This window comes from Neorhizobium sp. LjRoot104 (assembly GCF_964253725.1).
Classification (GTDB): domain Bacteria; phylum Pseudomonadota; class Alphaproteobacteria; order Rhizobiales; family Rhizobiaceae; genus Neorhizobium.
In genome coordinates this window covers 3,612,906-3,635,532 of sequence record NZ_CAXURS020000001.1, presented here as the reverse complement: position 1 = coordinate 3,635,532, position 22,627 = coordinate 3,612,906, and the positions used below count along the sequence as shown (strand labels likewise).

General features: G+C 62.1%; 24 protein-coding genes. 14 read left to right on the top strand and 10 right to left on the bottom strand.

All coding sequences use genetic code 11. The annotated features are described in order from the left end of the window. Positions 1-12 precede the first annotated feature (12 nt). Both ACSQ8R_RS17985 and ACSQ8R_RS17980 read right to left on the bottom strand, forming a co-directional pair. Positions 13-2,556: an ABC transporter permease gene (locus tag ACSQ8R_RS17985; protein ID WP_436254632.1), complete on the bottom strand. Its 2,544-nt coding sequence runs from the start codon at positions 2,554-2,556 to the stop codon at positions 13-15. Further along, positions 2,553-3,266, bottom strand: a complete 714-nt coding sequence (locus tag ACSQ8R_RS17980) for an ABC transporter ATP-binding protein (protein ID WP_436254631.1) — start codon at positions 3,264-3,266, stop codon at positions 2,553-2,555. The genes ACSQ8R_RS17985 and ACSQ8R_RS17980 overlap by 4 nt, the downstream gene beginning before the upstream one ends. Positions 3,267-3,342: 76 nt before the next feature. Between ACSQ8R_RS17980 and ACSQ8R_RS17975 the strand changes: the two genes are divergently transcribed. The 4 genes from ACSQ8R_RS17975 (at position 3,343) to ACSQ8R_RS17960 (ending at position 5,438) form a co-directional block, all read left to right on the top strand. Continuing rightward, positions 3,343-3,993, top strand: a complete 651-nt coding sequence (locus tag ACSQ8R_RS17975) for an arylesterase (RefSeq protein WP_436254630.1) — start codon at positions 3,343-3,345, stop codon at positions 3,991-3,993. A gap of 66 nt (positions 3,994-4,059) precedes the next feature. Next, complete coding sequence (thpR, locus tag ACSQ8R_RS17970; protein ID WP_436254629.1) at positions 4,060-4,647, top strand: RNA 2',3'-cyclic phosphodiesterase; 588 nt, start codon at positions 4,060-4,062, stop codon at positions 4,645-4,647. Between the two features lie 33 nt (positions 4,648-4,680). Continuing rightward, the gene (locus tag ACSQ8R_RS17965) at positions 4,681-4,983 is read left to right on the top strand and encodes a 4a-hydroxytetrahydrobiopterin dehydratase (RefSeq protein WP_436254628.1); all 303 of its coding nucleotides are present in this window, start codon (positions 4,681-4,683) and stop codon (positions 4,981-4,983) included. Positions 4,984-5,039: 56 nt separating this feature from the next. Next, the gene (locus ACSQ8R_RS17960) at positions 5,040-5,438 is read left to right on the top strand and encodes a YkvA family protein (RefSeq protein WP_436254627.1); all 399 of its coding nucleotides are present in this window, start codon (positions 5,040-5,042) and stop codon (positions 5,436-5,438) included. 12 nt (positions 5,439-5,450) lie between these two features. Here ACSQ8R_RS17960 and ACSQ8R_RS17955 read toward each other — a convergent pair whose 3' ends face one another. Further along, positions 5,451-6,014: a sigma-70 family RNA polymerase sigma factor gene (locus ACSQ8R_RS17955; RefSeq protein ID WP_436254626.1), complete on the bottom strand. Its 564-nt coding sequence runs from the start codon at positions 6,012-6,014 to the stop codon at positions 5,451-5,453. Between the two features lie 329 nt (positions 6,015-6,343). On the opposite strand from ACSQ8R_RS17955, the gene ACSQ8R_RS17950 reads away from it, so the two are divergent. The 3 genes from ACSQ8R_RS17950 (at position 6,344) to ACSQ8R_RS17940 (ending at position 8,718) form a co-directional block, all read left to right on the top strand. Continuing rightward, the gene (locus ACSQ8R_RS17950; protein ID WP_436254625.1) at positions 6,344-6,910 is read left to right on the top strand and encodes an invasion associated locus B family protein; all 567 of its coding nucleotides are present in this window, start codon (positions 6,344-6,346) and stop codon (positions 6,908-6,910) included. Positions 6,911-7,131: 221 nt separating this feature from the next. Next, on the top strand, positions 7,132-8,370 hold the full coding sequence (rlmN, locus tag ACSQ8R_RS17945) for a 23S rRNA (adenine(2503)-C(2))-methyltransferase RlmN (protein ID WP_436254624.1): 1,239 nt from the start codon (positions 7,132-7,134) through the stop codon (positions 8,368-8,370). Between the two features lie 222 nt (positions 8,371-8,592). Further along, on the top strand, positions 8,593-8,718 hold the full coding sequence (locus tag ACSQ8R_RS17940; protein ID WP_436254623.1) for a hypothetical protein: 126 nt from the start codon (positions 8,593-8,595) through the stop codon (positions 8,716-8,718). A gap of 4 nt (positions 8,719-8,722) precedes the next feature. On the opposite strand, the gene ACSQ8R_RS17935 is transcribed toward ACSQ8R_RS17940, so the two are convergent. Further along, on the bottom strand, positions 8,723-9,364 hold the full coding sequence (locus ACSQ8R_RS17935; RefSeq protein ID WP_046637422.1) for a LysE family translocator: 642 nt from the start codon (positions 9,362-9,364) through the stop codon (positions 8,723-8,725). Between the two features lie 72 nt (positions 9,365-9,436). Next, positions 9,437-10,294, bottom strand: a complete 858-nt coding sequence (locus ACSQ8R_RS17930) for an SDR family NAD(P)-dependent oxidoreductase (protein WP_436254622.1) — start codon at positions 10,292-10,294, stop codon at positions 9,437-9,439. A gap of 260 nt (positions 10,295-10,554) precedes the next feature. On the opposite strand from ACSQ8R_RS17930, the gene ACSQ8R_RS17925 reads away from it, so the two are divergent. Beyond that, the gene (locus ACSQ8R_RS17925; protein ID WP_436254621.1) at positions 10,555-11,778 is read left to right on the top strand and encodes an argininosuccinate synthase; all 1,224 of its coding nucleotides are present in this window, start codon (positions 10,555-10,557) and stop codon (positions 11,776-11,778) included. Positions 11,779-11,834: 56 nt separating this feature from the next. On the opposite strand, the gene ACSQ8R_RS17920 is transcribed toward ACSQ8R_RS17925, so the two are convergent. Beyond that, positions 11,835-13,010 (bottom strand): multidrug effflux MFS transporter, encoded by a 1,176-nt coding sequence (locus ACSQ8R_RS17920; protein WP_436255512.1) that lies wholly within the window; start codon positions 13,008-13,010, stop codon positions 11,835-11,837. A 22-nt stretch (positions 13,011-13,032) separates the two neighbouring features. After that, a complete protein-coding gene (locus ACSQ8R_RS17915) occupies positions 13,033-13,536 on the bottom strand; it encodes a MarR family winged helix-turn-helix transcriptional regulator (RefSeq protein ID WP_436254620.1) in 504 nt (167 codons plus the stop codon). A 114-nt stretch (positions 13,537-13,650) separates the two neighbouring features. On the opposite strand from ACSQ8R_RS17915, the gene ACSQ8R_RS17910 reads away from it, so the two are divergent. Beyond that, entirely contained in the window at positions 13,651-14,292 is a 642-nt protein-coding gene (locus ACSQ8R_RS17910) for a LysE family translocator (RefSeq protein ID WP_436254619.1), read from the top strand. 31 nt (positions 14,293-14,323) lie between these two features. Here the strand turns inward: ACSQ8R_RS17910 and ACSQ8R_RS17905 are convergent, their stop codons facing one another. Continuing rightward, positions 14,324-14,746 (bottom strand): hypothetical protein, encoded by a 423-nt coding sequence (locus ACSQ8R_RS17905; protein ID WP_436254618.1) that lies wholly within the window; start codon positions 14,744-14,746, stop codon positions 14,324-14,326. 187 nt (positions 14,747-14,933) lie between these two features. On the opposite strand from ACSQ8R_RS17905, the gene ACSQ8R_RS17900 reads away from it, so the two are divergent. The 4 genes from ACSQ8R_RS17900 to ppa all read left to right on the top strand — a co-directional run bounded on the left by ACSQ8R_RS17900 (position 14,934) and on the right by ppa (position 20,618). After that, positions 14,934-17,024: a M3 family metallopeptidase gene (locus tag ACSQ8R_RS17900; RefSeq protein WP_436254617.1), complete on the top strand. Its 2,091-nt coding sequence runs from the start codon at positions 14,934-14,936 to the stop codon at positions 17,022-17,024. A gap of 379 nt (positions 17,025-17,403) precedes the next feature. Beyond that, positions 17,404-19,227 carry a translational GTPase TypA gene (gene typA, locus ACSQ8R_RS17895; protein ID WP_436254616.1) on the top strand — a complete coding sequence of 608 codons (1,824 nt, stop codon included), beginning with the start codon at positions 17,404-17,406 and terminating at the stop codon, positions 19,225-19,227. Positions 19,228-19,430: 203 nt separating this feature from the next. Then, on the top strand, positions 19,431-19,937 hold the full coding sequence (locus ACSQ8R_RS17890) for an N-acetyltransferase family protein (RefSeq protein WP_436254615.1): 507 nt from the start codon (positions 19,431-19,433) through the stop codon (positions 19,935-19,937). 147 nt (positions 19,938-20,084) lie between these two features. Then, positions 20,085-20,618, top strand: coding sequence for an inorganic diphosphatase (gene ppa / locus ACSQ8R_RS17885; RefSeq protein ID WP_046605240.1), 534 nt, complete (start codon positions 20,085-20,087; stop codon positions 20,616-20,618). 4 nt (positions 20,619-20,622) lie between these two features. Here ppa and ACSQ8R_RS17880 read toward each other — a convergent pair whose 3' ends face one another. Then, positions 20,623-20,937 carry a DUF167 domain-containing protein gene (locus ACSQ8R_RS17880; protein ID WP_436254614.1) on the bottom strand — a complete coding sequence of 105 codons (315 nt, stop codon included), beginning with the start codon at positions 20,935-20,937 and terminating at the stop codon, positions 20,623-20,625. Then, positions 20,934-21,224: a YggT family protein gene (locus ACSQ8R_RS17875; RefSeq protein ID WP_245363925.1), complete on the bottom strand. Its 291-nt coding sequence runs from the start codon at positions 21,222-21,224 to the stop codon at positions 20,934-20,936. Before ACSQ8R_RS17875 ends, ACSQ8R_RS17880 begins: the two co-directional genes overlap by 4 nt. 141 nt (positions 21,225-21,365) lie before the next feature. Here ACSQ8R_RS17875 and ACSQ8R_RS17870 point away from each other — a divergent pair, with 141 nt between their 5' ends. Beyond that, positions 21,366-22,601 carry an MFS transporter gene (locus ACSQ8R_RS17870; RefSeq protein ID WP_436254613.1) on the top strand — a complete coding sequence of 412 codons (1,236 nt, stop codon included), beginning with the start codon at positions 21,366-21,368 and terminating at the stop codon, positions 22,599-22,601. The last annotated feature ends 26 nt before the right edge of the window (positions 22,602-22,627 follow it).

Here is a 22,627-nt window from a genome sequence, read left to right as displayed (position 1 = left end):
CCTCTGGAAGAATTAGAGCTCGCGCAGCACCGGTGCGGCCTTCTGCCCTAATATGCGCCATGTGCCGGCAAGGCCTATTCCGACGGTCAGAACCAGCGAAACGGCGAGCGTCAGCACCGCGACATCGGGCAGGAAGACCGATTGCAGCCGCATGATCCGGCTGACGATGAACCAGGCGGAAAGGCCGCCGGCGACGAGCGCAAAGAGGGCCGTTGCCGCGCCGAGGATCATGTATTCGTAGCTGAAGGCGCGCATCAGCATGCTGCGCGTGCCGCCGAGCGTCTTCAGGATCACCGCGTCGTGGGTGCGTGCCCGATTGCCGGCCGCAAGCGCGCCGGCCAGTACCAGCACCGACGAGATCAGGGCAACGGCGGCCGCGGCCCGGATCGCCGTCGCGAGCTGGCCGACGAGCTGATCGACGATGTCGATCGCATCCTTGACCCTGACGCTGGTGATAGTCGGATAGGCGTTGGTGACGGCGCGCAGGATCGTGGCTTCCTGCTGGGCGGTGGCCTTGGGGTCGCTCAGGGTCGCCAGCCAGGCATGCGGCGCGCCGCGGAAGGTATTGGGCGAAAAGATCATCACGAAATTGATCGACAGCGATTCCCACTGAACCTTGCGAAAATTGGCGATGCGGGCGGTGATGTTGCGGCCGAGCACGTTGACGGTGACGGTGTCGCCGATCTTCAGGCCGAGTTCGCCAGCCTCCTCCGCCGAGAAGGACACGAGCGGTTCGCCGGTATAATCCGCATTCCACCACTCACCCGCGGTCAGCGCCGAATTGGACGGCAGTTTGTCCTCGTAGGTAATGCCGCGGTCGCCGCGCAGCACCCAGCGGCCGGCCGGCGGCACGTTCATCTGGGTCACGTCCTTACCGTTGAAGGCAAGTATCCGGCCGCGCAGCATCGGAACCTGGGTGATCACACCCTCCGGCGCCTGCTGTTTCAGGATGTTGACGAAGCCCTCGCGCTCGGATCCCTGGATATCGACGAAGAAGAAGTTCGGAGCCTGCTGGGCGATGCTGCCGGTCAGCTGGCGGCGCATGTTGCCGTCGATCAGGGCGAGCGTCACGAGGAGGGCAAGGCCGAGGCCGAGCGACAGCACGACCGATGGCGTCAGTGCGCCGGGCCGGTGGATATTGCCGATCGCCAGCCTGAGCGCCGGCGAATTGACCCGCGGGCTTCTCCTCGCAAGTGCTGCGATAAGCGCAGCCACGAGGCGCAAAAGCACGAAGGCGCCGGCGACGGCGGCGAGGAAGACGGAGGCTATGAAGCGCTCTTCCGCCGAGACGATCGCCAGCGCCGCGAGGGCGGCGAGCGCCACGCCTGCGGCCAGAAGATATGGCCAGGAGGGAAGGCGGGTATTGTCGAAGCTCTGTTCGCGGAAGAGGGCGGTCGCCGGAACTTCGCGGGCATGGCCGAGCGGCAGGACCGCGAAGGCGAAAGTGATCAGGATGCCGAACAGCGCGGCGAGCGCCAGCGCCGACGGATAGAAGGTCACTTCCTTCGGAACCGGCAGCACGCCTTCGAGGAATTGCAGAGCGACGAAGGGCGATATGGCGCCGATGACGAGGCCGATCAGGATGCCGACCACCGCCAGCAGCATGATCTGGATGAGATAGATCATCGTCACCACCGAGGCAGGCGCGCCGAGGCACTTGAAGGTGGCGATGGTGGTGCGCTTGGCATCGAGGAAGGCGCGCACGGCATTGGCGACGCCGACGCCGCCGACGATCAGCGCCGTCAGTCCGACCAGCGTCAGGAATTGCGAGAAGCGGTCGACGTTTTCGGTCAGCGAAGGGGCGGCCCGATCGCTGGTGCGGACCGACCAGCCGGCGCTGGGAAACTCGCGGTTGGCGCGGGCGGCGAGCGTCGAGCGGATCGCCGGATCGTCGAGCCGGATCTTGTAGGCATGCTCGACGAGGCTGCCGGTGGTGATCAGGCCGGAGGCGGCGAGCGCTTCGCGGCTGACGATCAGGCGCGGGGCGAAGCCGAAACCTTCCGAAAGCGCATCGGGCTCGGCGGCGATCGTGCCGCGCAATGTCAGCCTGACATTGCCGAGCAGAAGCTGATCCCCGTCCTTGAGGCCGAGGCGCTCCAGCAGCAGTGGCGCCGCGAGCACGCCGAAAGTGTCTCCCTGCCTGGCAAGCAGATCGGGCAACGGCGCGGAAGGTTCGGCGCCGAAACTGCCGTAGAGCGGATAGGCGTCGTCCACCGCCTTCACCTCGACCAGCGCCTGTTCGGAACCGTCGGGCTTGCGGGCCATGGAGCGCAGGCCGGTGGAGACGGAGACCTTGCCGAGGCTCGTCAGGAATGCCCGTTCCTGGTCGGTCGCCTCGCGATTGTTCAGTTCGAAGCGAATGTCGCCGGCAAGAATTTCCTGGCCTTGCGAGGCGATGGCGCCGGTGATGGCGCGCGATACGGAATTGACCGCCGCGATCGCACCGGTGCCGAGCGCGATACAGGCGAGGAAGATGTAGAAGCCGGCCAAGCCGCCGCGCATCTCGCGCAGCGCCAGGCGGAAGGAAATCGAGAGGCGCGGAAAGGCCCGCCTCATGCGGAGACCGCCTGAACGGGATGATGGGCGGTGGCGCTGTCGCCGACGATCTCGCCGGAGCGGACGCGGATCTGGCGCGAGCAGCGGGCGGCGAGCGCGTTGTCATGGGTGACGAGCAGCATGGTCATGCCGCGCTCGGCCTGTTTCGAGAACAGGAGGTCGGCGATCTGGCGGCCGGTCTCGGTGTCGAGATTGCCGGTCGGTTCGTCGGCGATCAGCACCGAGGGCGAGGGGGCCAGCGCCCGGGCGATCGCCACGCGCTGCTGCTCGCCGCCGGAAAGCTGGCCGGGATAGTGGCTGAGCCGCTCGCCGAGGCCGACGGCGGTGAGCTCGCGTTTTGCGATCTCGAAGGCGTCTTTCACATTGGCGAGTTCGAGCGGCACGGCGACGTTTTCGAGCGCGGTCATGTTGGCGATGAGGTGGAAGGACTGGAAGACGATGCCGATATTGCGGCCGCGGAAATCCGCGAGCCTGTCTTCGGACAGGGAATGAAGGGGCGCGCCGTTGATGACGATCTCGCCGCTGTCGAGGCGTTCGAGACCGGCCAGAACCATCAGCAGCGTCGATTTGCCGGAGCCGGACGGCCCGACGATGCCGACGGCTTCGCCGGCGCGGATTTCGAGATCGATCTGCTTCAGCACATGCACCGAGGCCGCCGCGCTGCCCAAGGTCAGATCGGCTTTCTTCAGCGTGATGATGGTTTTAGTCAAATCGAACCGTCCTATATAGGCGTGAAGCGTAACCCGAACACCGCGTTGCGGCAGCGCTCAATCTAGGAGACGGATCGTGAGTTTTAAAGCAAGCCTGCTTCACTTCATCGTCATGTCCGGGCTGGCGCTGTTCGCCTTGCCCGCCGCTGCGCAGGACAGGGCGATCCAGCTCGTCGGTTTCGGCGACAGCCTGATGGCGGGTTACCAGCTTGCGCCTTCCGAATCCTACACGGCCCAGCTCGAAGCGGCGTTGAAGGCCAAGGGCGAGAATGTCGTCGTCACCAATGCCGGCGTTTCCGGTGATACGACGGCGGCGGGTTTGTCACGCATCGACTGGTCGGTGCCGGACGGCACGGACGGCGTGATCCTCGAACTCGGGGCCAACGACGCGCTGCGCGGCATCTCCCCGGACCAGTCGGAGAAGAATCTCGATGCGATCCTGGCGCGGCTGAAGGAGCGGAAGATCCCGGTTCTGCTGATCGGCATCCTGGCGCCGCCGAACATGGGGGGAGATTATGCCGAGAAGTTCAACCCGATCTACAGGCGGCTGGCCGACAAATACGCGGTGCCGCTCTATCCGTTCTTCCTCGACGGGGTCACGACCATTTCCAGTCTGCAGCTCTCGGACGGCATGCATCCGAACGCCAAAGGGGTCGCCGTGATGGTCGAAAAGACCGTTGAACCTGTCAAAAGCTTCCTGGGGGCTATTAAGGATAAGGGAAAATAACAGCTTGCGCGGAACCTCTTTGCATGATTCGCTGTTAGCATCTGCAAAAGATTCGAGGAGGTCCCTATGCCGAGACTTTTCACCGCCCTCGAAGTTCCGCGCAATGTAGCGATGAGTCTCTCTCTCCTGCGCGGTGGGATCCCCGGTGCCCGGTGGATCGACGTCGAAAACTACCACATCACCCTACGCTTCATCGGCGACGTCGACGGCCGCACCGCCGACGAGATCGTCAGCCGGCTAGACCGCATCGACCGTCCGGAATTCCAGGCGACGCTGACCGGGATAGGCTCCTTCGGGTCGAAGAAGCCGCATTCCATCTGGGCCGGCGTTTCGCCGTCCCCGGAAATCTACGCGCTGCAGGCGGAGATCGAGCGGATCTGCCAGCGCATCGGCTTGCCGCCGGACCCCCGCAAGTTCACCCCGCATGTCACCCTGTCGCGGCTCAAGAATTGCCGGCTGGACGATGTGGTCCACTACCTTTCCGGCCGCGGCAACTTCTACACGGCGCCCTTCACGGTGCCCCGTTTCGTGCTGCTGTCGTCGAAGGAATCGGTCGGTGGCGGACCTTATCTGACGGAGGAAATCTTCCCGCTGCAGGAGGCGAGCTACGGCCAGGCCTATGCAGGCGACATGGAGCCGGTATGGAGCCGGTGAAGAGCCTCCTTTAGTCCGAAAGGAAGGTTGGCGATGAATTACGAAAAGCTGGACGCGGCCGGCGTCGAGCGCGAACTTGCGACACTTCAAGGCTGGGAGCTGAAGCCGGAAGGCGATGCGATCTCCAAGAGCTTCAAGTTCAAGACCTTCATCGAGGCTTTCGGCTTCATGGCCGAATGCGCGTTGTCCGCCGAAAAGCTCAACCACCATCCGGAATGGTCGAACGTCTATTCGCGGGTGGATGTGCTGCTGACCACTCATGATACGAAAGGCCTGACCAACATCGACTTCAAGCTGGCCCGGGCGATGGACAAGGCATCCTTGCGCCGCAATTGAACTTCATGGTCGATAGCCCATATTGGGTGGGCACACGTTGAGCGAACGGAGCGACCATGGACGACGTGAAGATCGGTGAAATTCTGCTGCCGGGTGACACGGACACGCAAGACCGCCGCGAGCGGCGGGTCCGTGCCAAGTTCTGGCCGACCCTGAAGCGGGCCGTCCGGCAGGTGCCGTTCAGCCGCGACCTGATCGCCGCCTATTATTGCGCGATCGACCGGCGAACCCCGACCCGCGTGCGGGGCGTGCTGCTTGCGGCGCTCGCCTATTTCGTGATGCCGATCGATTTCCTGCCGGACATGTTCGTGCTTGTCGGCTTCACCGACGATGTCGCAGTGCTCGCCGCCGCTTTCCGGATGATCCAGGGTCATATCGCCGACCGCCACTACGAGGCCGCCGACCTGGCGCTGATGGACAATCCGGACATTGCCGACGACATGCGCGGCAAATAGTCTCAACGGGCGCTATCCCTCCGAAGGATCGTCGAGAACTCTCCGCAAGCGCTCGAATGCGAGCCTGATTCGCGACTTCACGGTGCCGAGCGGGAGACCCGTGGACGAGGCGATTTCCGAATGGGACTGGCCGAGGAAGAAAGCCGCCCGCACTAGTTCCATCTGTTCACCGGGGATATCGGCGAGTGCCGCGCGCACCTGCGCATCCCGCTCCTCGCCTTCGAAGATCGTATCGGCTCCCGGCGCCTCGGTGACGAAGAACAGGGGTTCGTAGATATCCAGCTGCCTGTGCCTCGCCCGGCGCTCCGCATCGATGCGGCGGTTGCGGGCGATGCGGAAAAGCCAGGTGGACAGGGAGGATCGGGCCGGATCGTAAAGGCCGGCACGGTGCCAGAGGACGGCCATCACCTCCTGGACGAGTTCTTCCGCATCGTCGGGCCGCATCGACCGTTTCACCAGCCAGGATTTCAGGCGCGGTGCGTAATAATCGAACAGCACCGTAAAAGCTGCCTGGTCGCGTTCATCGGCCACTGCCCTTACCAAGCCGGCGAAGTGGTCTCTTTCGTCTACATCCATTTACGCTGCGCACAGTTTCCGATGAGATTCGCGTCATATTCGACCATTCTAATGTCATTGTGAGAGTTAGGAAAAGGACAAACTCTTGCCCCAATCCTTGTGTCACTGATTGACGAAACGCATGGAAATTCTGCTGGTTGGGTCTTTGGAGGCATAGCGGTGAATGCTATTCCCGTACAGCTTGGGGCCAGGGCAGGAGATTCAGCAAATTCTAATGGTCTGGTTGACGGTTTGGTAACCAGGATCAAGTCAAAATGCGCCGAATCAGGATCATGCCTGGCAAGGCTTGCCCGCTCGGGCCGTTGAACGAACAAAACCGGCAGGAGACCATGTCTGTAAGAACAATCGCAACCGCATTGGCAATCTTGGCTGCAAGCGCCGGCCTGGCATCGGCTCAGGCGCCGAAGGCCACTGCCCCGGCCAAGCCCCAGCAGGCCCAGGCTCCGGCGGCAGCTGCCGCGGGCCCCACGCGCATCCAGCAGTTCAAGGCATGGGGCGCCTATTCCTACAAGTCCGGCGCCAGCAACGTCTGCTACGTGCTGTCGGTGCCGACCACCAAGGAGCCGGCCAGCGTCGATCACGGGGATATCTTCTTCATCGTTTCGCAGCGTCCCGGACAGAACATCTCCTATGAGCCGCAGGCGATGGTCGGTTACCCGCTGCAGCCGAATTCCAAGGTGACGGTGACGATCGACAAGAAGAACTTCACGATGTTCACCAAGGACAAGGCGGCCTGGGTGGAGAACGCGGCCGAGGAGCCGGCCCTGGTCGCGGCGATGAAAACAGGTCACAACATGAGCGTCAGCGCCGTTTCCGGCCGTGGCACCAAGACCTCCTATGCCTATTCGCTGCAGGGCATTGCGGCGGCGCTGAAGCAGATCGAAACCTGCAAGTAGACGCCCCTGCGCAGCAAGAGTTGAAAGGCCGGTCCCGTGACCGGCCTTTTGCATTTCTTGAAGAATAGTGACGCGGCGGCTATTTGATGATAAAGCCCGGCTCAACGAAGGTCCGGCACGTGTGCCCGATGGGCCGATACAGGTTTCACGCATTCAACATGCCCTGACTTTCCCGCTGATCGAACGTGGGAAAGCTGCATGTGTTCGAACGGGATAAAAGAATGTCAGTCTCAGAGGCTCTGGCGCCGGTCGCCATCAAGAAGCCGCTCGTCGCCAATCCGGATCTGTTCGGCAGCAAGCCGTCGCTGATCGGGCTTTCGCGCGAGGACATGGCGGCAGCATTGAAGGAAAAGGGCGTACCGGAAAAGCAGGTGCGCATGCGCGTCAGCCAGCTCTGGCACTGGCTCTATATCCGCGGTGTGTCCGATTTCGACGCGATGACCAATGTCGCCAAGGACATGCGCGAGATGCTGAAGACGCATTTCACCATCGCGCGTCCCGAGATCGTCGAGGAACAGGTTTCCAACGACGGCACCCGCAAGTGGCTGTTGCGCTTCCCGCCGCGCGGCGCCGGCCGGCCGGTCGAGGTCGAGACCGTCTACATTCCCGAAGAAGGCCGCGGCACGCTGTGCATCTCGAGCCAGGTCGGCTGTTCGCTCACCTGTTCGTTCTGCCACACGGGAACGCAGCGCCTGGTGCGCAACCTGACGGCCGAGGAAATCCTCGCCCAGCTTTTGCTGGCGCGCGACCGGCTCGGCGATTTCCCGGGCACCGACACGCCACCCGGCGCCTTCGTGCCGACCGGTGAGCGCAAGGTCACCAATATCGTCATGATGGGCATGGGCGAGCCGCTCTACAATTTCGAGAGCGTCAAGACAGCGCTGCTGATCGCGACCGACGGCGACGGCCTGTCGCTGTCGAAACGCCGCGTGACGCTGTCGACCTCCGGCGTGGTGCCGGAAATCTTCCGTACCGGTGACGAAATCGGCGTGATGCTGGCGATCTCGCTGCACGCGGTGCGCGACGACCTGCGCGACATGCTGGTGCCGATCAACAAGAAATATCCGCTGAAGGAACTGATCGAGGCCTGCCGCAACTATCCCGGTCTTTCGAACGCCCGGCGCATCACCTTCGAATATGTGATGCTGAAGGACGTCAACGACAGCCTGGAGGACGCCAAGGCGCTGGTCCAGCTCCTGAAGGGCGTTCCGGCGAAGATCAACCTCATCCCGTTCAACCCCTGGCCGGGCACCAACTACCAGTGTTCGGAATGGGCTCAGATCGAAAAGTTCGCCGATTTCATCAATCAGGCGGGTTACGCCTCGCCCATCCGCACCCCGCGCGGCCGCGACATCCTCGCCGCCTGTGGCCAGCTGAAATCGGAATCGGAACGCATGCGCAAGACCGACCGTCTCGCCTTCGAAGCGATGATGATCGCCGGGCACGGCGAAGACGATTGATGAGCAATCTCGTCCGAAACGAAAGGACGAAGCTGACGGCGAGCTATTTCAATGGAGCCGCTATCGCTGTCGCGGCGGTCGGAACGCTCGCGCCACTGATTTCCAGCCTCAATACTCCAGCCGGCATACCAAATCTTTCGACAGCGATTTCATGTCTCGTTTGTCTTTTGCGTCCGGCATATTACATTTTATAGCAAGACGTCTGCTGAAAGGGTTGATCGAATGAACATCCCGGAACTCCTGACATTCCTGATCATGCCGGTCGGGTTGATCATTTTTGCGGGGATCATGCTTTACGTCACACGGCAAGACCGCATCGACGCAAAGAAGAACAATCCCTCGCGCTGATCTCTTATCGCGCCTGGGTGAAGAAGATCTTGGCCGCGAAGATCGAGAAGACGCCGGCAAACGTGTAGTCGATGCCGCGCAGGACCTTCGGATTGGCCTGCAGCCAGCCCGAAAGCCAGTCGGCAGCCAGGACGACGATCAGGTTCACCGGCATGCCGATGACGATGAAATAGAAGCCGAAAAAGATCAGCTTGCCGGTGACGTGCGGATCGCCTGCCGTCACGAATTGCGGCAGGAAGGTCATGAAGAAGATGATCACCTTGGGATTGAGGATATTGACCCAGAAGCCCGTCGAGATGTTGGCGAGCGGGCTGCTTGCCGTCTTTTCCACTTGTTCCACCGAAAAATTCGAGCCGAAGCGGATCGCCTGGATCGCCAGCCACAGGAGATAGGCGGCGCCGCCGGTCTTGAGGATGAAGAAGGCGGTCGGCGACGCGGTGATCAGCGCCGAGATGCCGAAGGCGACCAGCAGCGTGTGGCAGACGACGCCGAGGCTGGTGCCGAGTACCACGAACAGCGCCGGGCGTCGGCCCTGGCCGAGCGCGCGGCTGATCGACAGCGTCATGTCCGGTCCCGGCGTCAGCGCCAGAAGCAGGCCGGCGGCGGTGAAGGCAAGCAGGGCGGCAAGGCTCGGCAGGAATTCCATAGGCGCGCTCGAATGGCCGGGTAGAGGAGTTTCCCATTTACCCGGCTTTCGAGGCCGTGCCAAATCAAACTATCAACGTCTGTCGATGAATTTCTTTGATGCATCGGCAAAATCCGGATGCCAGCGCGACAGCGGCGGGCGGTTCTCGATGATGTCGCCGATCGCCCACGCCATGCGGCGTTCGTCGGTTGCCCGGTCCACGTCGTTGTCGGGGCACAGGATGTAGAAATCGCCGCGCTCGAGGCTCGCCAGCATGAACTCGACGGTCTGTTCCGGTGTCCAGGCGCCAGCTGGCTTTTCGATGCGGTCGCCTTTGGTGAGGCTGGTAAACACGAAGCCGGGGATGAGGAGATGTGCCGAGACCTGGCAGTTCGGCGTGTTGCGCAGCTCGTGCTGCAGGGCTTCGGTGAACGCCTTCACGCCGGCCTTGGCGACATTATAGGCGGGATTGCCGGGCGGGGTGGTGATCCCCTGTTTGGAACCCGTATTGATGATCAGCGACGGTTCGCCATGGGCGATCATCGCCGGCCCGAACGTCCGCGTGCCGTTGATGACGCCCAAAAGGTTGACTGCGAAGACGCTGTCCCAGTTGACCTGCGGGCCGAAGATCGAGCTTCCCGGGCTGATGCCGGCATTGTTCATCAGCACATGTACCCGGCCGAACCGCTGGATGACGGCGCGTTCGAGCGCCTCGATCTCGTCCGGCTTCGAGACATCCGTGCCGATGGCGGCGACGTCCGCGTCCCCGTCCTCGGCAAGGGCGGCGACCTCGCGGGCTGCTTCCGCAAGCCGGTCGCCCTCCAGATCGGCAAGGACGACGGAAAGGCCCATCCGGGCAAATTCCTTCGCGGAGGCAAGGCCGATGCCCGATGCAGCCCCGGTAATCACCGCGACATTGTCCTTCTTCAGAGCGGGATGAGTGATGGTCATTTGCAGATCTCCTCTGGGGCGCTGCTGTTCAAAGGTCGGGCGGGATATGGTAACCTCATCAAAACCTGTCAACATGACAAGGGCGTCACAAGAGAGGCTGTTGTCATTCGCGTCCTTCACCAGCGGATGAACATCGGCCGCCATCTCTGATCGGTCTCTCCCGGTTTTTCTTGCGTGCCTCAAGAAACTCGCTAAAAGTGCCGCAATTCCCGACAGAGCGGTTTTTTAACCGCTTCCACCCGCAGACGGACGCAATCGACATGGCACTCCCGAAAGACGTAAAGAAGGTCGTTCTCGCCTATTCCGGCGGTCTCGACACCTCGATCATCCTGAAATGGCTGCAGACCGAACTGAATGCCGAGGTGGTGACCTTCACCGCCGATCTCGGCCAGGGCGAGGAGCTGGAGCCGGCCCGCAAGAAGGCCGAGATGCTCGGCATCAAGGAGATCTATATCGAGGACGTGCGCGAGGAGTTCGTGCGCGATTTCGTCTTCCCGATGTTCCGCGCCAATGCCGTCTATGAAGGCGTCTACCTGCTCGGCACCTCGATCGCCCGCCCGTTGATCTCCAAGCACCTGATCGAGATCGCCAAAAAGACCGGCGCCGATGCGATCGCCCATGGCGCCACCGGCAAGGGCAACGACCAGGTCCGCTTCGAGCTTTCGGCCTATGCGCTGAACCCGGATATCAAGGTCATCGCGCCGTGGCGCGACTGGGCCTTCAAGAGCCGCACCGATCTTTTGAACTTCGCCGAGCAGAACCAGATCCCGGTTGCCAAGGACAAGAAGGGCGAGGCGCCGTTTTCCGTCGATGCCAACCTGCTGCACTCTTCCTCCGAGGGCAAGGTTCTGGAAGACCCGGCCATCGAGGCGCCGGAATACGTGCATATGCGCACGATCTCCCCGGAAGCCGCGCCGGACAAGGCGACCGTCATCAAGGTCGGCTTCAGACAAGGCGATGCGGTTTCGATCAACGGCGTCGCGATGTCGCCGGCAACGTTGCTTGCCGCGCTCAACAATTACGGCCGCGACAACGGCATCGGCCGCCTCGATCTCGTCGAGAACCGCTATGTCGGCATGAAGTCGCGCGGCGTGTACGAGACCCCCGGCGGCACGATCCTGCTTGCGGCGCATCGCGCCATCGAGAGTATCACGCTCGACCGTGGTGCCGCCCATCTCAAGGACGACATCATGCCGCGTTATGCGGAGCTCATCTATTACGGCTTCTGGTTCTCGCCGGAGCGCGAAATGCTGCAGGCGCTGATCGACAAGAGCCAGGAGCATGTGGAGGGCGAAGTGACGCTGAAGCTCTACAAGGGCAATGTCATGGTCATCGGCCGCGAGAGCGAAAAATCGCTCTATTCCGACAAGCTGGTCACCTTCGAGGACGACCAGGGCGCCTACGACCAGAAGGACGCGGCCGGCTTCATCAAGCTCAATGCCCTTCGCTTGCGCACGCTCGCCAAGCGCAATCTCGGCAAGTAATTTCCGATAGTCCGATCATTGAGGCCCGCTTGCCCGACGAGGCAGGCGGGCTTTTTTCATGGCCTGCGGCTGGCGATCCGGAAACCGATGTAACCGAGCACGGCGATGAGGTGCATGGCCGGGATGATGATGCCGAAGGCCGGCAGCGGCGAGCCGATCGAGGCGGCAACCACACCGCCGACGAAACCGGCGCCCATCTGGATGAAGCCCATCATCGCCGAGGCGGAACCGGCAATATGCGGGAAGGGGATGAGGCCCGCCGCGGTCATGTAGGGCGACACGAAGGCGATCCCGAAGGCGCACATGGCTACCGGCACCATGACCGACAGAAAGGATGGCGGCAGGTAATGAACCGAAAGAGCCATGACGAGGCCGCCGCTGCCGCTGAAAATCAGTCCGACGAGGGGCGCGCGTTCCGCCGGCAGCCATTTCGAGATGACGCGCAGACAGACCGACCCCATCAGGAAGAAGCCGGATTGCATCAGCATGCTCATGCCGAACTGGGTCGGCGTCAGCCCGACCTTCTCGATCAGGATGAAGGGCAGCACGGCCGCCTGGGCATACATGGAGCCGACGGCGCCTGCGAGGACGACCGCGGTCAACAGGAAGCGCGGCAGGGCGATGATTTCCGCATAGGCCTGCACGAGCCGCAGGGGCTTCAGCCGGCTGCGATCGGGGACCGTGGTTTCCGTCAGGCAGACGGTCGACAGGAAGACCAGCAGCGCGCCGAAGCCGACCATCAGCAGGAAGACCGATCGCCAGCCGAACGCGGCCAATGCGAGGCCGCCGAAAGTCGGGCCGAGGGACGGCCCGATCGCCAGGATGATGCCCATCGTGTTGATGATGCGGGCCGCGTCGCCGCCGTTGAACTGGTCTCGCACGATGGCGCGCGACACGGTGATGCCGACGGAGGCGCCGATGCCCTGGATGAGGCGGCCGGCGAGCACCCATTCGACCGTCGGCGCGAAGGCCGCCAGAAGCGAACCGGCAAGATAGATCAGCAGGAAGCTCAGCGAGGCGGTCTTGCGGCCGAAGGCGTCGGAGACGGGGCCGGCCACCAGCTGCGCCAGTGCGAAGCCGGCGAAATAGAGCGACAGCGTCATCTTGATCGCCGCTTCCGTGGTGGAGAAGGCGTGCACCAGTTCCGGCATGGCGGGCGTGTAGATCGCCATCGAGATCGGTCCGATCGCCGTCAGAAGCGCGCCGATGATCGTGGTTCGGCGCTCGCTCATCCGAGCGGGGACAGGCGGCATGTTATCGGCTTTCATCAGGTGCGGTCTGCGGTGCGGCGGAAGGGGCGGTCGCCTGAAGGTTGGCGTTGACCAGGGCCAGCGCCTCGCGCAGGATCCGATTGTTTTCCTCGCTCAGGCCCTCGGTCGCCTGCGCAAGGATGACATTCAATTCGTTGCGGATCGAACCGATCATCTCGCCGGAAGTCTCGGTAAGGTTGATCCGCTTGGCGCGCCGGTCAGCGGAACATTGCTGCCTTTCGACCAGTCCAAGCGTCTCCAGCTTGTCGAGATAAGCGCAAAGCGTCATCGGCTCGACCCCCATGCGGGCGGCGATGTCGAGCTGGCGGCTGCCGTCGAGAGCCGCGATGTTGATCAGGGCGCGGGCTTCCCCGGGTGTCAGTCCCAGGCCTGCCTGGGCGATGCGGCGCTCGAAGGCGGCTCGCAGCAGTCGGGCATTGTCGATGATCAGGGACCCCAGAATGTCCATATGCTGTTCGGCACCTTTCGCCTCGTCCTCGAATTTCATAAGGCACCCTTACTATCTTTCAGGTGCGAGGCAAGTGGAAAAGGGGGCGCTGGTTGCATTGACACCGGTAAAACCGGAGGCGAGATTGTCGCAGCCTTCCGACGGAGTTCACCCATGTCCTCATCGCTGCTTGCCGGCGCCTTCTTTGCGGCGCTCGCCTACACGCTCATTCCCGGTCCGGCATTCCTGGCGCTGCTCGGCATCGGTGCCGGACAGGGAAGGCAGGCCGGCGCCTTCTTCATGGGCGGCCATCTGGCGGGAGATGTCCTCTGGTCCGGGCTGGCGCTGGTGGCAATCATCGGCGCCAAGACGGTCGGCACCACCCTATTCGACATACTCGGGGTTTTCTGCGGACTCTATCTCGGCTGGATCGGCTGGAGCGCGTTGCGGGCGAAACCGAAGGAGAATGGCGGCGCTCTGGTGACGGTCGAAAAGCCGCTGCGGCGCGGACTGATCTTCGGGCTGACCAATCCGAAGGGGTATCCGGTGGCGCTGGCGACGTTCACGGCCCTGCTCGCGAGTTCAGCCGATGCACTGGATTTCAGCGCGCTGCCGCTTCTTCTCGCCGTGTCGCTGATCGGGTTTCTGACAGCCGATCTGGTGCTGATCGGGATTATCGGCGCCGGCGTGGTGCGGCGGTTCTATCGCAAACACGAGAGGGTGATCGTCCGGCTTTCGGGCCTGCTGTTCATCGGCTTTGCGGTGCAGGCGCTCTGGCATTCGGCACCGGGCCTGTTCGGCTACCGGCGCGCCTGAGGGCGGCTGCCGGTTTCCGCGCTCTTTCCGATCAGACTTCGATGAAGGCCATGACCGCGCGCAGGACGTTGGCGCGGGACGTATCGCCAAGCGACATGGCGATTTCGAGTTGGTTGCGGTAATAATCGTGGAAATTGAAACCGGTTTCGTCGGTGACCTGCGACAGGTCCATCAACTGTCCCTGAGCATCGATGGCGTGGGTGGGAAGTTCTTCGGACAGGGTTGTGTAAGTGTCCTGGTCGATCCTGCCGGCCTGGTAGTTTTCGAGCGCAAGCGCACGCAGATCCCGCGGGGAGATCGCCGAATAATCGATCGGCGATTCATCCGTGTCGGGCACCTGAAAGGTGATCTGGCTCTGCCGACTTCCATGCTCGGATGATTTCTCGACCTTGTTGTTTCGAGAGTGATCTCTTTGCAGTAAGTTGGTAGACCAGCGCAAGGAACTGATTTCCATGGCTATATCCTGTTTCATCGGATACTGCGCCAAAAGTACCTTTGATTACTGCACTGCGTCAAATGGTTAATAACCGTTAATTATTGTGTATGATTTCTTGCTGAAAGATGAAAATGGGCGGGCGCATACCCATTCCCGCCGCCTTCTCCTATATGAATGGCGACGCATCGTTACGAAGGATATATTCATGTCTTCTAATCTTCTGGTGAATCCCGCTCTGGTGGACTGGAACGGCCATCACGGTCTGCCGCGTTTCGATCAGGTGAAGGACGAGGATTTTGCTCCCGGCTTCGACGCAGCGCTTGTCGCCCACGAAGCGGAGATCGATGCGATCGCCGACAATCCGGAAGAGCCGACCTTCACCAATACCATCGTGGCCCTGGAGATCGCGGGCGATGCGCTATCGCGCGTTTCGGCGCTGTTCTGGGGCAAGGCGGGCGCCCATACCAACGAGAATATCCAGGCGCTTGAACGCGAGATCGCGCCAAAAATGTCGCGCCATTATTCGAAGATCGGCATGAATGCGGCGCTGTTCTCCCGCATCGATACGCTCTGGGAAAAGCGCAAGGAGCTTGGCCTGACGCTCGAGGAAGAGCGGGTGCTGGAACGTCACTGGAAAGGCTTCGTGAAGGCGGGCGCCAAGCTCGCCAAGGCCGAACAGGAGCGACTGGCGGATATCAACGAGAAGCTCGCTGGGCTTGGCGCCAGGTTCGGCCAGAACGTGCTCAGCGACGAGAAGAGCTGGTCGCTGAAATTGTCCGAGGAGGCCGAGCTCGACGGTCTTCCGGCATTCCTGCGGGATGCCATGGCATCCGCGGCCCGCGAGCGCGGCGAGACGGACGGTTATATGGTAACCCTGTCGCGCTCGATCATCGAGCCGTTCCTTACCTTCTCCACCCGCCGGGATCTGCGCGAACAGGCTTTCAAGGCATGGGCGGCGCGGGGGCAAAACGGCGGCGACACCGACAATCTCGGGATCGTGCGCGAAACGCTGGGGCTGCGGGCGGAAAAGGCAAAACTGCTCGGATACGAAAATTTCGCGGCCTACAAGCTCGACAACACGATGGCGAAGACGTCCGATGCGGTGAACGCGCTGCTCCGTCAGGTCTGGGACAAGGCGCGCTCCAAGGCGCTGGAGGAAGAGGCGAGCCTTGGCGGGCTGATCGCCGAGGAAGGCAAGAACCACGAGGTGATGCCCTGGGACTGGCGTCATTATGCCGAGAAGCTGCGCCAGCGGACTTTCGACTTCTCCGAAACCGAACTGAAGCCCTATCTGCAGCTCGAAAAGATCATCGAGGCTTGCTTCGATGTCGCCGAGCGGCTGTTCGGCATCCAGGCGGTCGAGGTTAAGGGTGTTGCGGCCTATCATCCGGACGTGCGGGTTTTCGAAATCCGCGCCAAGGACGGTTCGCTGAAAGCGCTGTTCCTCGGCGACTATTTCGCCCGGTCTTCGAAACGCTCGGGCGCCTGGATGAACTCCCTTCAGTCGCAGCACAAGCTGCCGCTGAAGAACGGCGCAGCAGGCGAGCTGCCGATCATCTACAACGTCTGCAATTTCGCCAAGCCCGCCGAGGGCAAGCCGGCGCTCTTGTCGCTCGACGATGCCCGCACGCTGTTCCACGAATTTGGCCATGCCCTGCACGGCATGCTGTCTGACGTGACCTATCCGTCGGTCTCGGGCACCGGCGTGTCGCGCGATTTCGTCGAGCTGCCGTCGCAGCTTTACGAACACTGGCTGACCGTGCCGGAAATCCTCGAGAAATACGCCGTGCACTATGAAACCGGCAAGCCGATGCCGAAGGCATTGCTCGACAAGGTGCTGGCGGCCCGCACCTTCAACGCCGGCTTCGCGACGGTGGAATTCACCTCGTCGGCTCTGGTGGACATGGCGTTTCATACCCGCGGGGCGGTCGAAGATCCGATGGCGGTGCAGAAGGAAGTGCTGGACGAGATCGGCATGCCGGCCTCGATCGTGATGCGCCACGCGACGCCGCATTTCCAGCACGTCTTTTCGGGTGACGGTTATTCGGCGGGCTACTATTCCTACATGTGGTCGGAGGTGCTCGATGCGGACGCCTTCTCCGCCTTCGAGGAAACCGGCAATGCCTTCGATCCGGTCATGGCCCGCAAGCTCAAGAACAACATCTATTCGGTCGGCGGCTCGATCGATCCGGAGGAGACCTACAAGGCCTTCCGCGGCAAGCTGCCGGACCCGAAGGCGATGCTGAAGAAAAAGGGCCTCGCGATGGTCGAGGAGCTTTCCGGAAGCGACGCCTGAGCGTGTTGCGATCCTGCTCTCATGGCCCGCTCTCATGGAATGAGATTGGGGAATGAGATCGGGCCGAAGATTTGCCAATCATCGGCCTGTCATGCGGCGGTCGTAAAACCGTAGCGCCAGGTCGCGACATTCATCTGGCGGCAGTTCGAACAGGGGTCGATCGTGCCCGGCACGGCCGTGGCCTCCATTGCAATCGTGGCTGCCACCCTCCTGCTGCTCCTCTTGCCATCGTCTCGGGGCGCAGCGGGCTGGTGGCGAAACAGCCATCAACCATCATCACGCTCACCCCTTTCGCAAATGCGAAAAACAGGGTATGAGGCCGCAAAACGAATTGGGTGCCGCCTCCCGTTGCCGCGCCAAGAGCTCAGAGATTCAAAACATGAAAATGCGAAATATCGCGATTATCGCACACGTCGACCATGGGAAGACCACTCTCGTTGACGAACTCCTGAAGCAGTCCGGCTCGTTCCGCGACAACCAGCGCACCACCGAGCGCATGATGGACAGCAACGATCTGGAAAAAGAACGCGGCATCACCATCCTTGCCAAGGCGACGTCGATCGAGTGGAAGGGCGTTCGCGTCAACATCGTCGATACCCCCGGCCACGCCGACTTCGGCGGCGAAGTCGAGCGTATTCTCTCGATGGTGGACGGCGCGATCGTTCTCGTCGATAGCTCCGAAGGCCCGATGCCGCAGACCAAGTTCGTGGTCGGCAAGGCGCTGAAGGTTGGCCTTCGCCCGATCGTCGCGATCAACAAGATCGACCGTCCGGACGGCCGCCACGAGGAAGTCATTAACGAGGTCTTCGACCTGTTCGCCAATCTCGACGCAACCGACGAGCAGCTCGACTTCCCGATCCTCTATGGTTCCGGTCGCGACGGCTGGATGAACGTCAATCCGGAAGGCCCGAAGGACGAGGGCCTCGCGCCGCTGCTCGACCTGGTTCTGAAGCACGTTCCCGAGCCGAGCGTCGGTGAGGAAGACGGCGCTTTCCGCATGATCGGCACGCTGCTCGAAGCCAACCCCTTCCTCGGCCGCATCATCACCGGCCGTATCCATTCCGGCTCGATCAAGCCGAATCAGCCCGTCAAGGTGCTCTCTCAGGACGGCAAGACGGTCGAAACCGGCCGTATCTCCAAGATCCTTGCCTTCCGCGGCATCGAGCGTACGCCGATCGACGAAGCGCATGCGGGCGATATCGTCGCCATCGCCGGCCTCTCAAAGGGCACCGTCGCCGACACGTTCTGCGATCCCTCGGTCACCGAGGCGCTGCATGCCCAGCCTATCGACCCGCCGACCGTCACCATGTCCTTCCTCGTCAACGACTCACCGCTTGCCGGCACCGAAGGCGACAAGGTGACGAGCCGCGTCATCCGCGACCGCCTGTTCAAGGAAGCCGAAGGCAATGTCGCGCTGAAGATCGAGGAAGCCGAGGGCAAGGATTCGTTCTACGTTTCCGGCCGTGGCGAATTGCAACTCGCCGTCCTGATCGAAACCATGCGCCGCGAAGGCTTTGAGCTTGCCGTATCGCGTCCGCGCGTCGTCATGCACAAGTCCGAGGACGGCACGCTGATGGAGCCGATCGAGGAAGTCGTCATCGACGTCGATGAGGAACATTCCGGCGTCGTCGTGCAGAAGATGTCCGAGCGCAAGGCCGAACTCTCCGAGCTTCGCCCGTCGGGCGGCAGCCGCGTCCGTCTGGTATTCTTCGCGCCGACCCGCGGCCTGATCGGCTATCAGTCGGAACTGCTGACCGATACCCGCGGCACGGCGATCATGAACCGCCTGTTCCACGACTACCAGCCCTACAAGGGCGAGATCGGCGGCCGCACCAACGGCGTGCTCTTGTCCAACCAGTCCGGCGAAGCCGTTGCCTATGCGATGTTCAACCTGGAAGACCGTGGCCCGATGATCATCGAGCCGGGCGAAAAGGTCTATATGGGCATGATCATCGGCATTCACAGCAGAGACAACGACCTTGAGGTCAATGTCCTCAAGGGTAAGCAGCTGACTAACATCCGTTCTGCCGGCAAGGACGAAGCCGTCAGGCTGACCCCGCCGATCCGCATGACGCTCGACCGCGCGCTGTCCTGGATCCAAGACGACGAGCTGATGGAAGTGACGCCGAAGAACATCCGGCTGCGCAAGACCTATCTCGACGCCAACGACCGCAAGCGCTTCGGCAAGGCGAAAATCGCCTGATTTCGACAGCATGCTCTGAGCCTTTCAAAACCCGGCAGAAATGCCGGGTTTTTTTCTGTGCCTGAGCCCCGCCCGGTCTTGTCGCAAAGGTTAAAAACACGTTAACGTTGCCTCGTCGTCCACATGAGAAGTCTGTGGGCAATCCGTTCTACGCATATTGGCGGAATGGCGGATCGCCTGCATCAGGGCCTAGAGTAAGCGTTATGAAGACGTTATCTATCGATGTCCGGCGGGCTGAGCCGCAAGACGCCCGCGCCATTTCCGAGGCGCACCGCCAGGCATGGACGCAGGCGTATGCCGGGCTCATTCCCCACAAGCCGCTGACCCAGATGCTGGAGCGGCGGGGCGAGGCGTGGTGGAGCAAGGCGACCCGTGGTCCCGCGACCCTGCTGGTGCTCGATGTCGCCGACCAGGTCGCCGGTTACGCCACGATCGGCCTCAACCGTGCCCGGGCATTGCCCTATGACGGCGAGATCTACGAGATCTATCTGCGTCCCGAATTTCAGGGCATTGGCCTTGGTCGCCGCCTGTTCGGCGAAAGCCGCCGGCTCCTGAGGTCGCTCGGCTGCGAAGGCCTGGTCGTCTGGTGCCTTGAGGACAGCGAGCATGCGGCACGTTTCTTCCGTCGGCACGGCGGGGTGGACCTTGCCGAAGGTATGGAGGATTTTGGCGGCACTCAGCTTCGCAAGATCGGTTTCGTCTGGTCCTGAGCGGCCGACCCTCAAAGCCCTGAATTTGAACGCTTTCTAATGTTGCGGCGCGCAGGGCGGTTCAATATTGGCGTCAAAGCCTTGTTGCCTTGCAGCATGATTCCCGCTATCGACGCTTAACTTTGTCGAACCTCATCGGGGACCAGAATGCGTATCGATGCAATTTCCGTTGGCAAGAATCCGCCTGAAGACGTCAACGTCATCGTTGAAGTGCCGGTCGGCGGCCAGCCGATCAAGTACGAAATGGACAAGGAAGCCGGCGCTCTCGTCGTCGATCGCTTCCTCTACACGCCGATGACCTATCCGGGCAATTACGGCTTCGTACCGCACACGCTCTCGGAAGACGGCGATCCGATCGACGTCCTCATCTGCAATACCCGTCCGCTGGTTCCGGGCTGCGTCATCAACGTGCGCCCGATCGGCGTGATGATCATGGAAGACGACGGCGGCAAGGACGAGAAGATCATCGCCGTGCCGGTTCCGAAGCTGACCCAGCGCTACGACAAGATCAAGAACTACACCGACATGCCCGAGATCACGCTGAAGCAGATCGAGCATTTCTTCGAGCACTACAAGGATCTGGAGCCCGGCAAGTGGGTGAAGATCGGCGGCTGGCAGAATGTCGACGTGGCGAAGACGCTGATCGTCGAAGCGATCGAGCGTTACAAGGCAAGCAAGTAAGCCGTCAGGCTTTCAGGACCTTTTCGAGCTTCTCAGCCAAATCCTCCGGGTCGCCATCGATCCGGAGGATTTTTTTGCGCGCGGTTTCGCCCGAGAGGATCGAAATGGAGGATTTCGGAAGGCGGAACGTCCCGGCCAGCAGCAGGATCAGCGCCTTGTTGGCCTTGCCGTCCTCAGGCACCGCGGTGACGCGCGCCTTCAGGAAGACCTCGCCATCGGCGGCGGTCTCGATGCCGTCGACAGCATTACGGCCCGAATTCGGGGTCAGCCGGATTGCGAGCCGCAGGTGGTCGGAATGCTTGCTGCAGGGACCGCTCACGCAAACAGCGGATAGATCGACGTCCACATCAGCGAGCGGATGAAGAAGATGATCAGGAGCAGGATGACCGGCGAGATGTCGATGCCGCCGAGATCCGGCATGATGCGACGGATCGGGCGCAGCACCGGGTCGGTGACGTTGAAGAGGAAACGGCCGATCGCATCGACGAACTGGTTTCTCGAATTGATGACGTTGAAGGCATAGAGCCACGAGAAGATGGCGCTGGCGATCAGCACCCAGGTATAGAGGTTCAAGGCCAAATCGATGGTCTGAAACAGGGCGAGCATTAACGTCTCCATTTCTTTGTTGACAGACATGTAGACATTGGCGAACTAACGGGCAAGTGCCGCGCCGGCGCCTCGTCCGATTCATGTTTAACGGGCGGCAGGCACGATGCCGGCTTCCGGCTCCGCTGAAAGTACTGCCTCATGTCCATTCCTGCCTCGGGCGATCGTTTCGCCGCCTTCCGGCACCCATCCTATACTCGCTTCTTCTTTTCCCGGCTTTTCTCCGCTTTCGCGATCCAGATCGTCAGCGTCGCCGTCGGCTGGCAGATGTATGACGTGACCGGCAATCCGCTCTATCTCGGCCTGATCGGGCTTTTCCAGTTCCTGCCGTCGCTGCTGCTGATCCTCGTCACCGGTTCGGTCGCCGACCGCTATAACCGCCGTGTGATCGTGGCAATCTGCATGGTGGTCGGGGCGCTCTGCGCCGGCGCCCTTCTGGCGCTCACAGTCACCCACTCATTTTCGCCCTGGCCGGTGTTCGGCATCCTGATCGTGTTCGGGATCGAGCGCGCCTTCATGGGGCCGGCGGTCCAGTCGCTCGGACCGAACCTGGTGCCGGAACAGGACCTGCCGAATGCGGTCGCCTGGAACTCCTCGTCCTGGCAGACGGCGGCGATCCTCGGCCCGGTTGCCGGCGGCCTGCTTTACGGCCTCAGCGCAGTTGCGGCCTATTCGGTCGCCTTCGCGTTTCTGATCCTCGCGGCGGTCCTGATCTTCACGATCCCGAAGCCTGTGCAGCGCAATGCCGTGGACAAGGTGAGCTGGGGGCAGATCCTTGCCGGCTTCAGGTTCATCTCCGGTGAAAAGGTCGTGCTTGGGGCGATCTCGCTCGATCTCTTCGCCGTGCTTCTCGGGGGCGCCGTGGCGCTGATGCCGATCTTTGCACGCGATATTCTCGAACTCGGCCCCTGGGGTCTCGGCATGCTGCGGGCGGCGCCCGGCGTCGGAGCGATCATCGTCGCGATCTACCTCGCCTTCTATCCGATCCGCCACCACGCCGGCGTGGCGATGTTCATCGGCGTCGGGCTGTTCGGGGTCGGCACGCTGGTCTTCGGTCTCTCGGCGACGCCCTGGCTGTCGATTTCGGCGCTGATGCTGATGGGCGCGTCGGACATGATCTCGGTCTATGTGCGCGAGACGCTGATCGCGCTGTGGACGCCGGACGAGGTGCGCGGCCGGGTCAATGCGGTCAACATGGTGTTCGTCGGCGCGTCCAACGAGCTCGGGGAATTCCGGGCGGGCACGATGGCCTCGATCTTCGGAGCGGTGCCGGCGGTGGTGATCGGCGGTATCGGCACGCTGGCTGTCGCGGTCGTCTGGTCGATGGGCTTCCCGAAGCTACGCCGGATCGACAGTCTCGAAGCACCGGAGCGCTGAGAAGTCGGCTCAGCCGGGCTTTTTAC

What these genes read in the sequence shown, in the direction of transcription:
- ACSQ8R_RS17890 (WP_436254615.1), top strand. Translation starts at nt 19,431, where the DNA reads ATGAAGACGTTATCTATCGATGTCCGGCGGGCTGAGCCGCAAGACGCC.
- thpR (WP_436254629.1), top strand. Translation starts at nt 4,060, where the DNA reads ATGCCGAGACTTTTCACCGCCCTCGAAGTTCCGCGCAATGTAGCGATG.
- ACSQ8R_RS17875 (WP_245363925.1), bottom strand. Translation starts at nt 21,224, where the DNA reads ATGCTCGCCCTGTTTCAGACCATCGATTTGGCCTTGAACCTCTATACC.
- ACSQ8R_RS17955 (WP_436254626.1), bottom strand. Translation starts at nt 6,014, where the DNA reads ATGGATGTAGACGAAAGAGACCACTTCGCCGGCTTGGTAAGGGCAGTG.
- ACSQ8R_RS17905 (WP_436254618.1), bottom strand. Translation starts at nt 14,746, where the DNA reads ATGGAAATCAGTTCCTTGCGCTGGTCTACCAACTTACTGCAAAGAGAT.
- ACSQ8R_RS17935 (WP_046637422.1), bottom strand. Translation starts at nt 9,364, where the DNA reads ATGGAATTCCTGCCGAGCCTTGCCGCCCTGCTTGCCTTCACCGCCGCC.
- ACSQ8R_RS17965 (WP_436254628.1), top strand. Translation starts at nt 4,681, where the DNA reads ATGAATTACGAAAAGCTGGACGCGGCCGGCGTCGAGCGCGAACTTGCG.
- ACSQ8R_RS17985 (WP_436254632.1), bottom strand. Translation starts at nt 2,556, where the DNA reads ATGAGGCGGGCCTTTCCGCGCCTCTCGATTTCCTTCCGCCTGGCGCTG.
- ACSQ8R_RS17915 (WP_436254620.1), bottom strand. Translation starts at nt 13,536, where the DNA reads ATGAAATTCGAGGACGAGGCGAAAGGTGCCGAACAGCATATGGACATT.
- typA (WP_436254616.1), top strand. Translation starts at nt 17,404, where the DNA reads ATGAAAATGCGAAATATCGCGATTATCGCACACGTCGACCATGGGAAG.
- ACSQ8R_RS17940 (WP_436254623.1), top strand. Translation starts at nt 8,593, where the DNA reads ATGAACATCCCGGAACTCCTGACATTCCTGATCATGCCGGTCGGGTTG.
- rlmN (WP_436254624.1), top strand. Translation starts at nt 7,132, where the DNA reads ATGTCAGTCTCAGAGGCTCTGGCGCCGGTCGCCATCAAGAAGCCGCTC.
- ACSQ8R_RS17910 (WP_436254619.1), top strand. Translation starts at nt 13,651, where the DNA reads ATGTCCTCATCGCTGCTTGCCGGCGCCTTCTTTGCGGCGCTCGCCTAC.
- ACSQ8R_RS17900 (WP_436254617.1), top strand. Translation starts at nt 14,934, where the DNA reads ATGTCTTCTAATCTTCTGGTGAATCCCGCTCTGGTGGACTGGAACGGC.
- ACSQ8R_RS17930 (WP_436254622.1), bottom strand. Translation starts at nt 10,294, where the DNA reads ATGACCATCACTCATCCCGCTCTGAAGAAGGACAATGTCGCGGTGATT.
- ppa (WP_046605240.1), top strand. Translation starts at nt 20,085, where the DNA reads ATGCGTATCGATGCAATTTCCGTTGGCAAGAATCCGCCTGAAGACGTC.
- ACSQ8R_RS17925 (WP_436254621.1), top strand. Translation starts at nt 10,555, where the DNA reads ATGGCACTCCCGAAAGACGTAAAGAAGGTCGTTCTCGCCTATTCCGGC.
- ACSQ8R_RS17960 (WP_436254627.1), top strand. Translation starts at nt 5,040, where the DNA reads ATGGACGACGTGAAGATCGGTGAAATTCTGCTGCCGGGTGACACGGAC.
- ACSQ8R_RS17950 (WP_436254625.1), top strand. Translation starts at nt 6,344, where the DNA reads ATGTCTGTAAGAACAATCGCAACCGCATTGGCAATCTTGGCTGCAAGC.
- ACSQ8R_RS17870 (WP_436254613.1), top strand. Translation starts at nt 21,366, where the DNA reads ATGTCCATTCCTGCCTCGGGCGATCGTTTCGCCGCCTTCCGGCACCCA.
- ACSQ8R_RS17920 (WP_436255512.1), bottom strand. Translation starts at nt 13,010, where the DNA reads ATGAGCGAGCGCCGAACCACGATCATCGGCGCGCTTCTGACGGCGATC.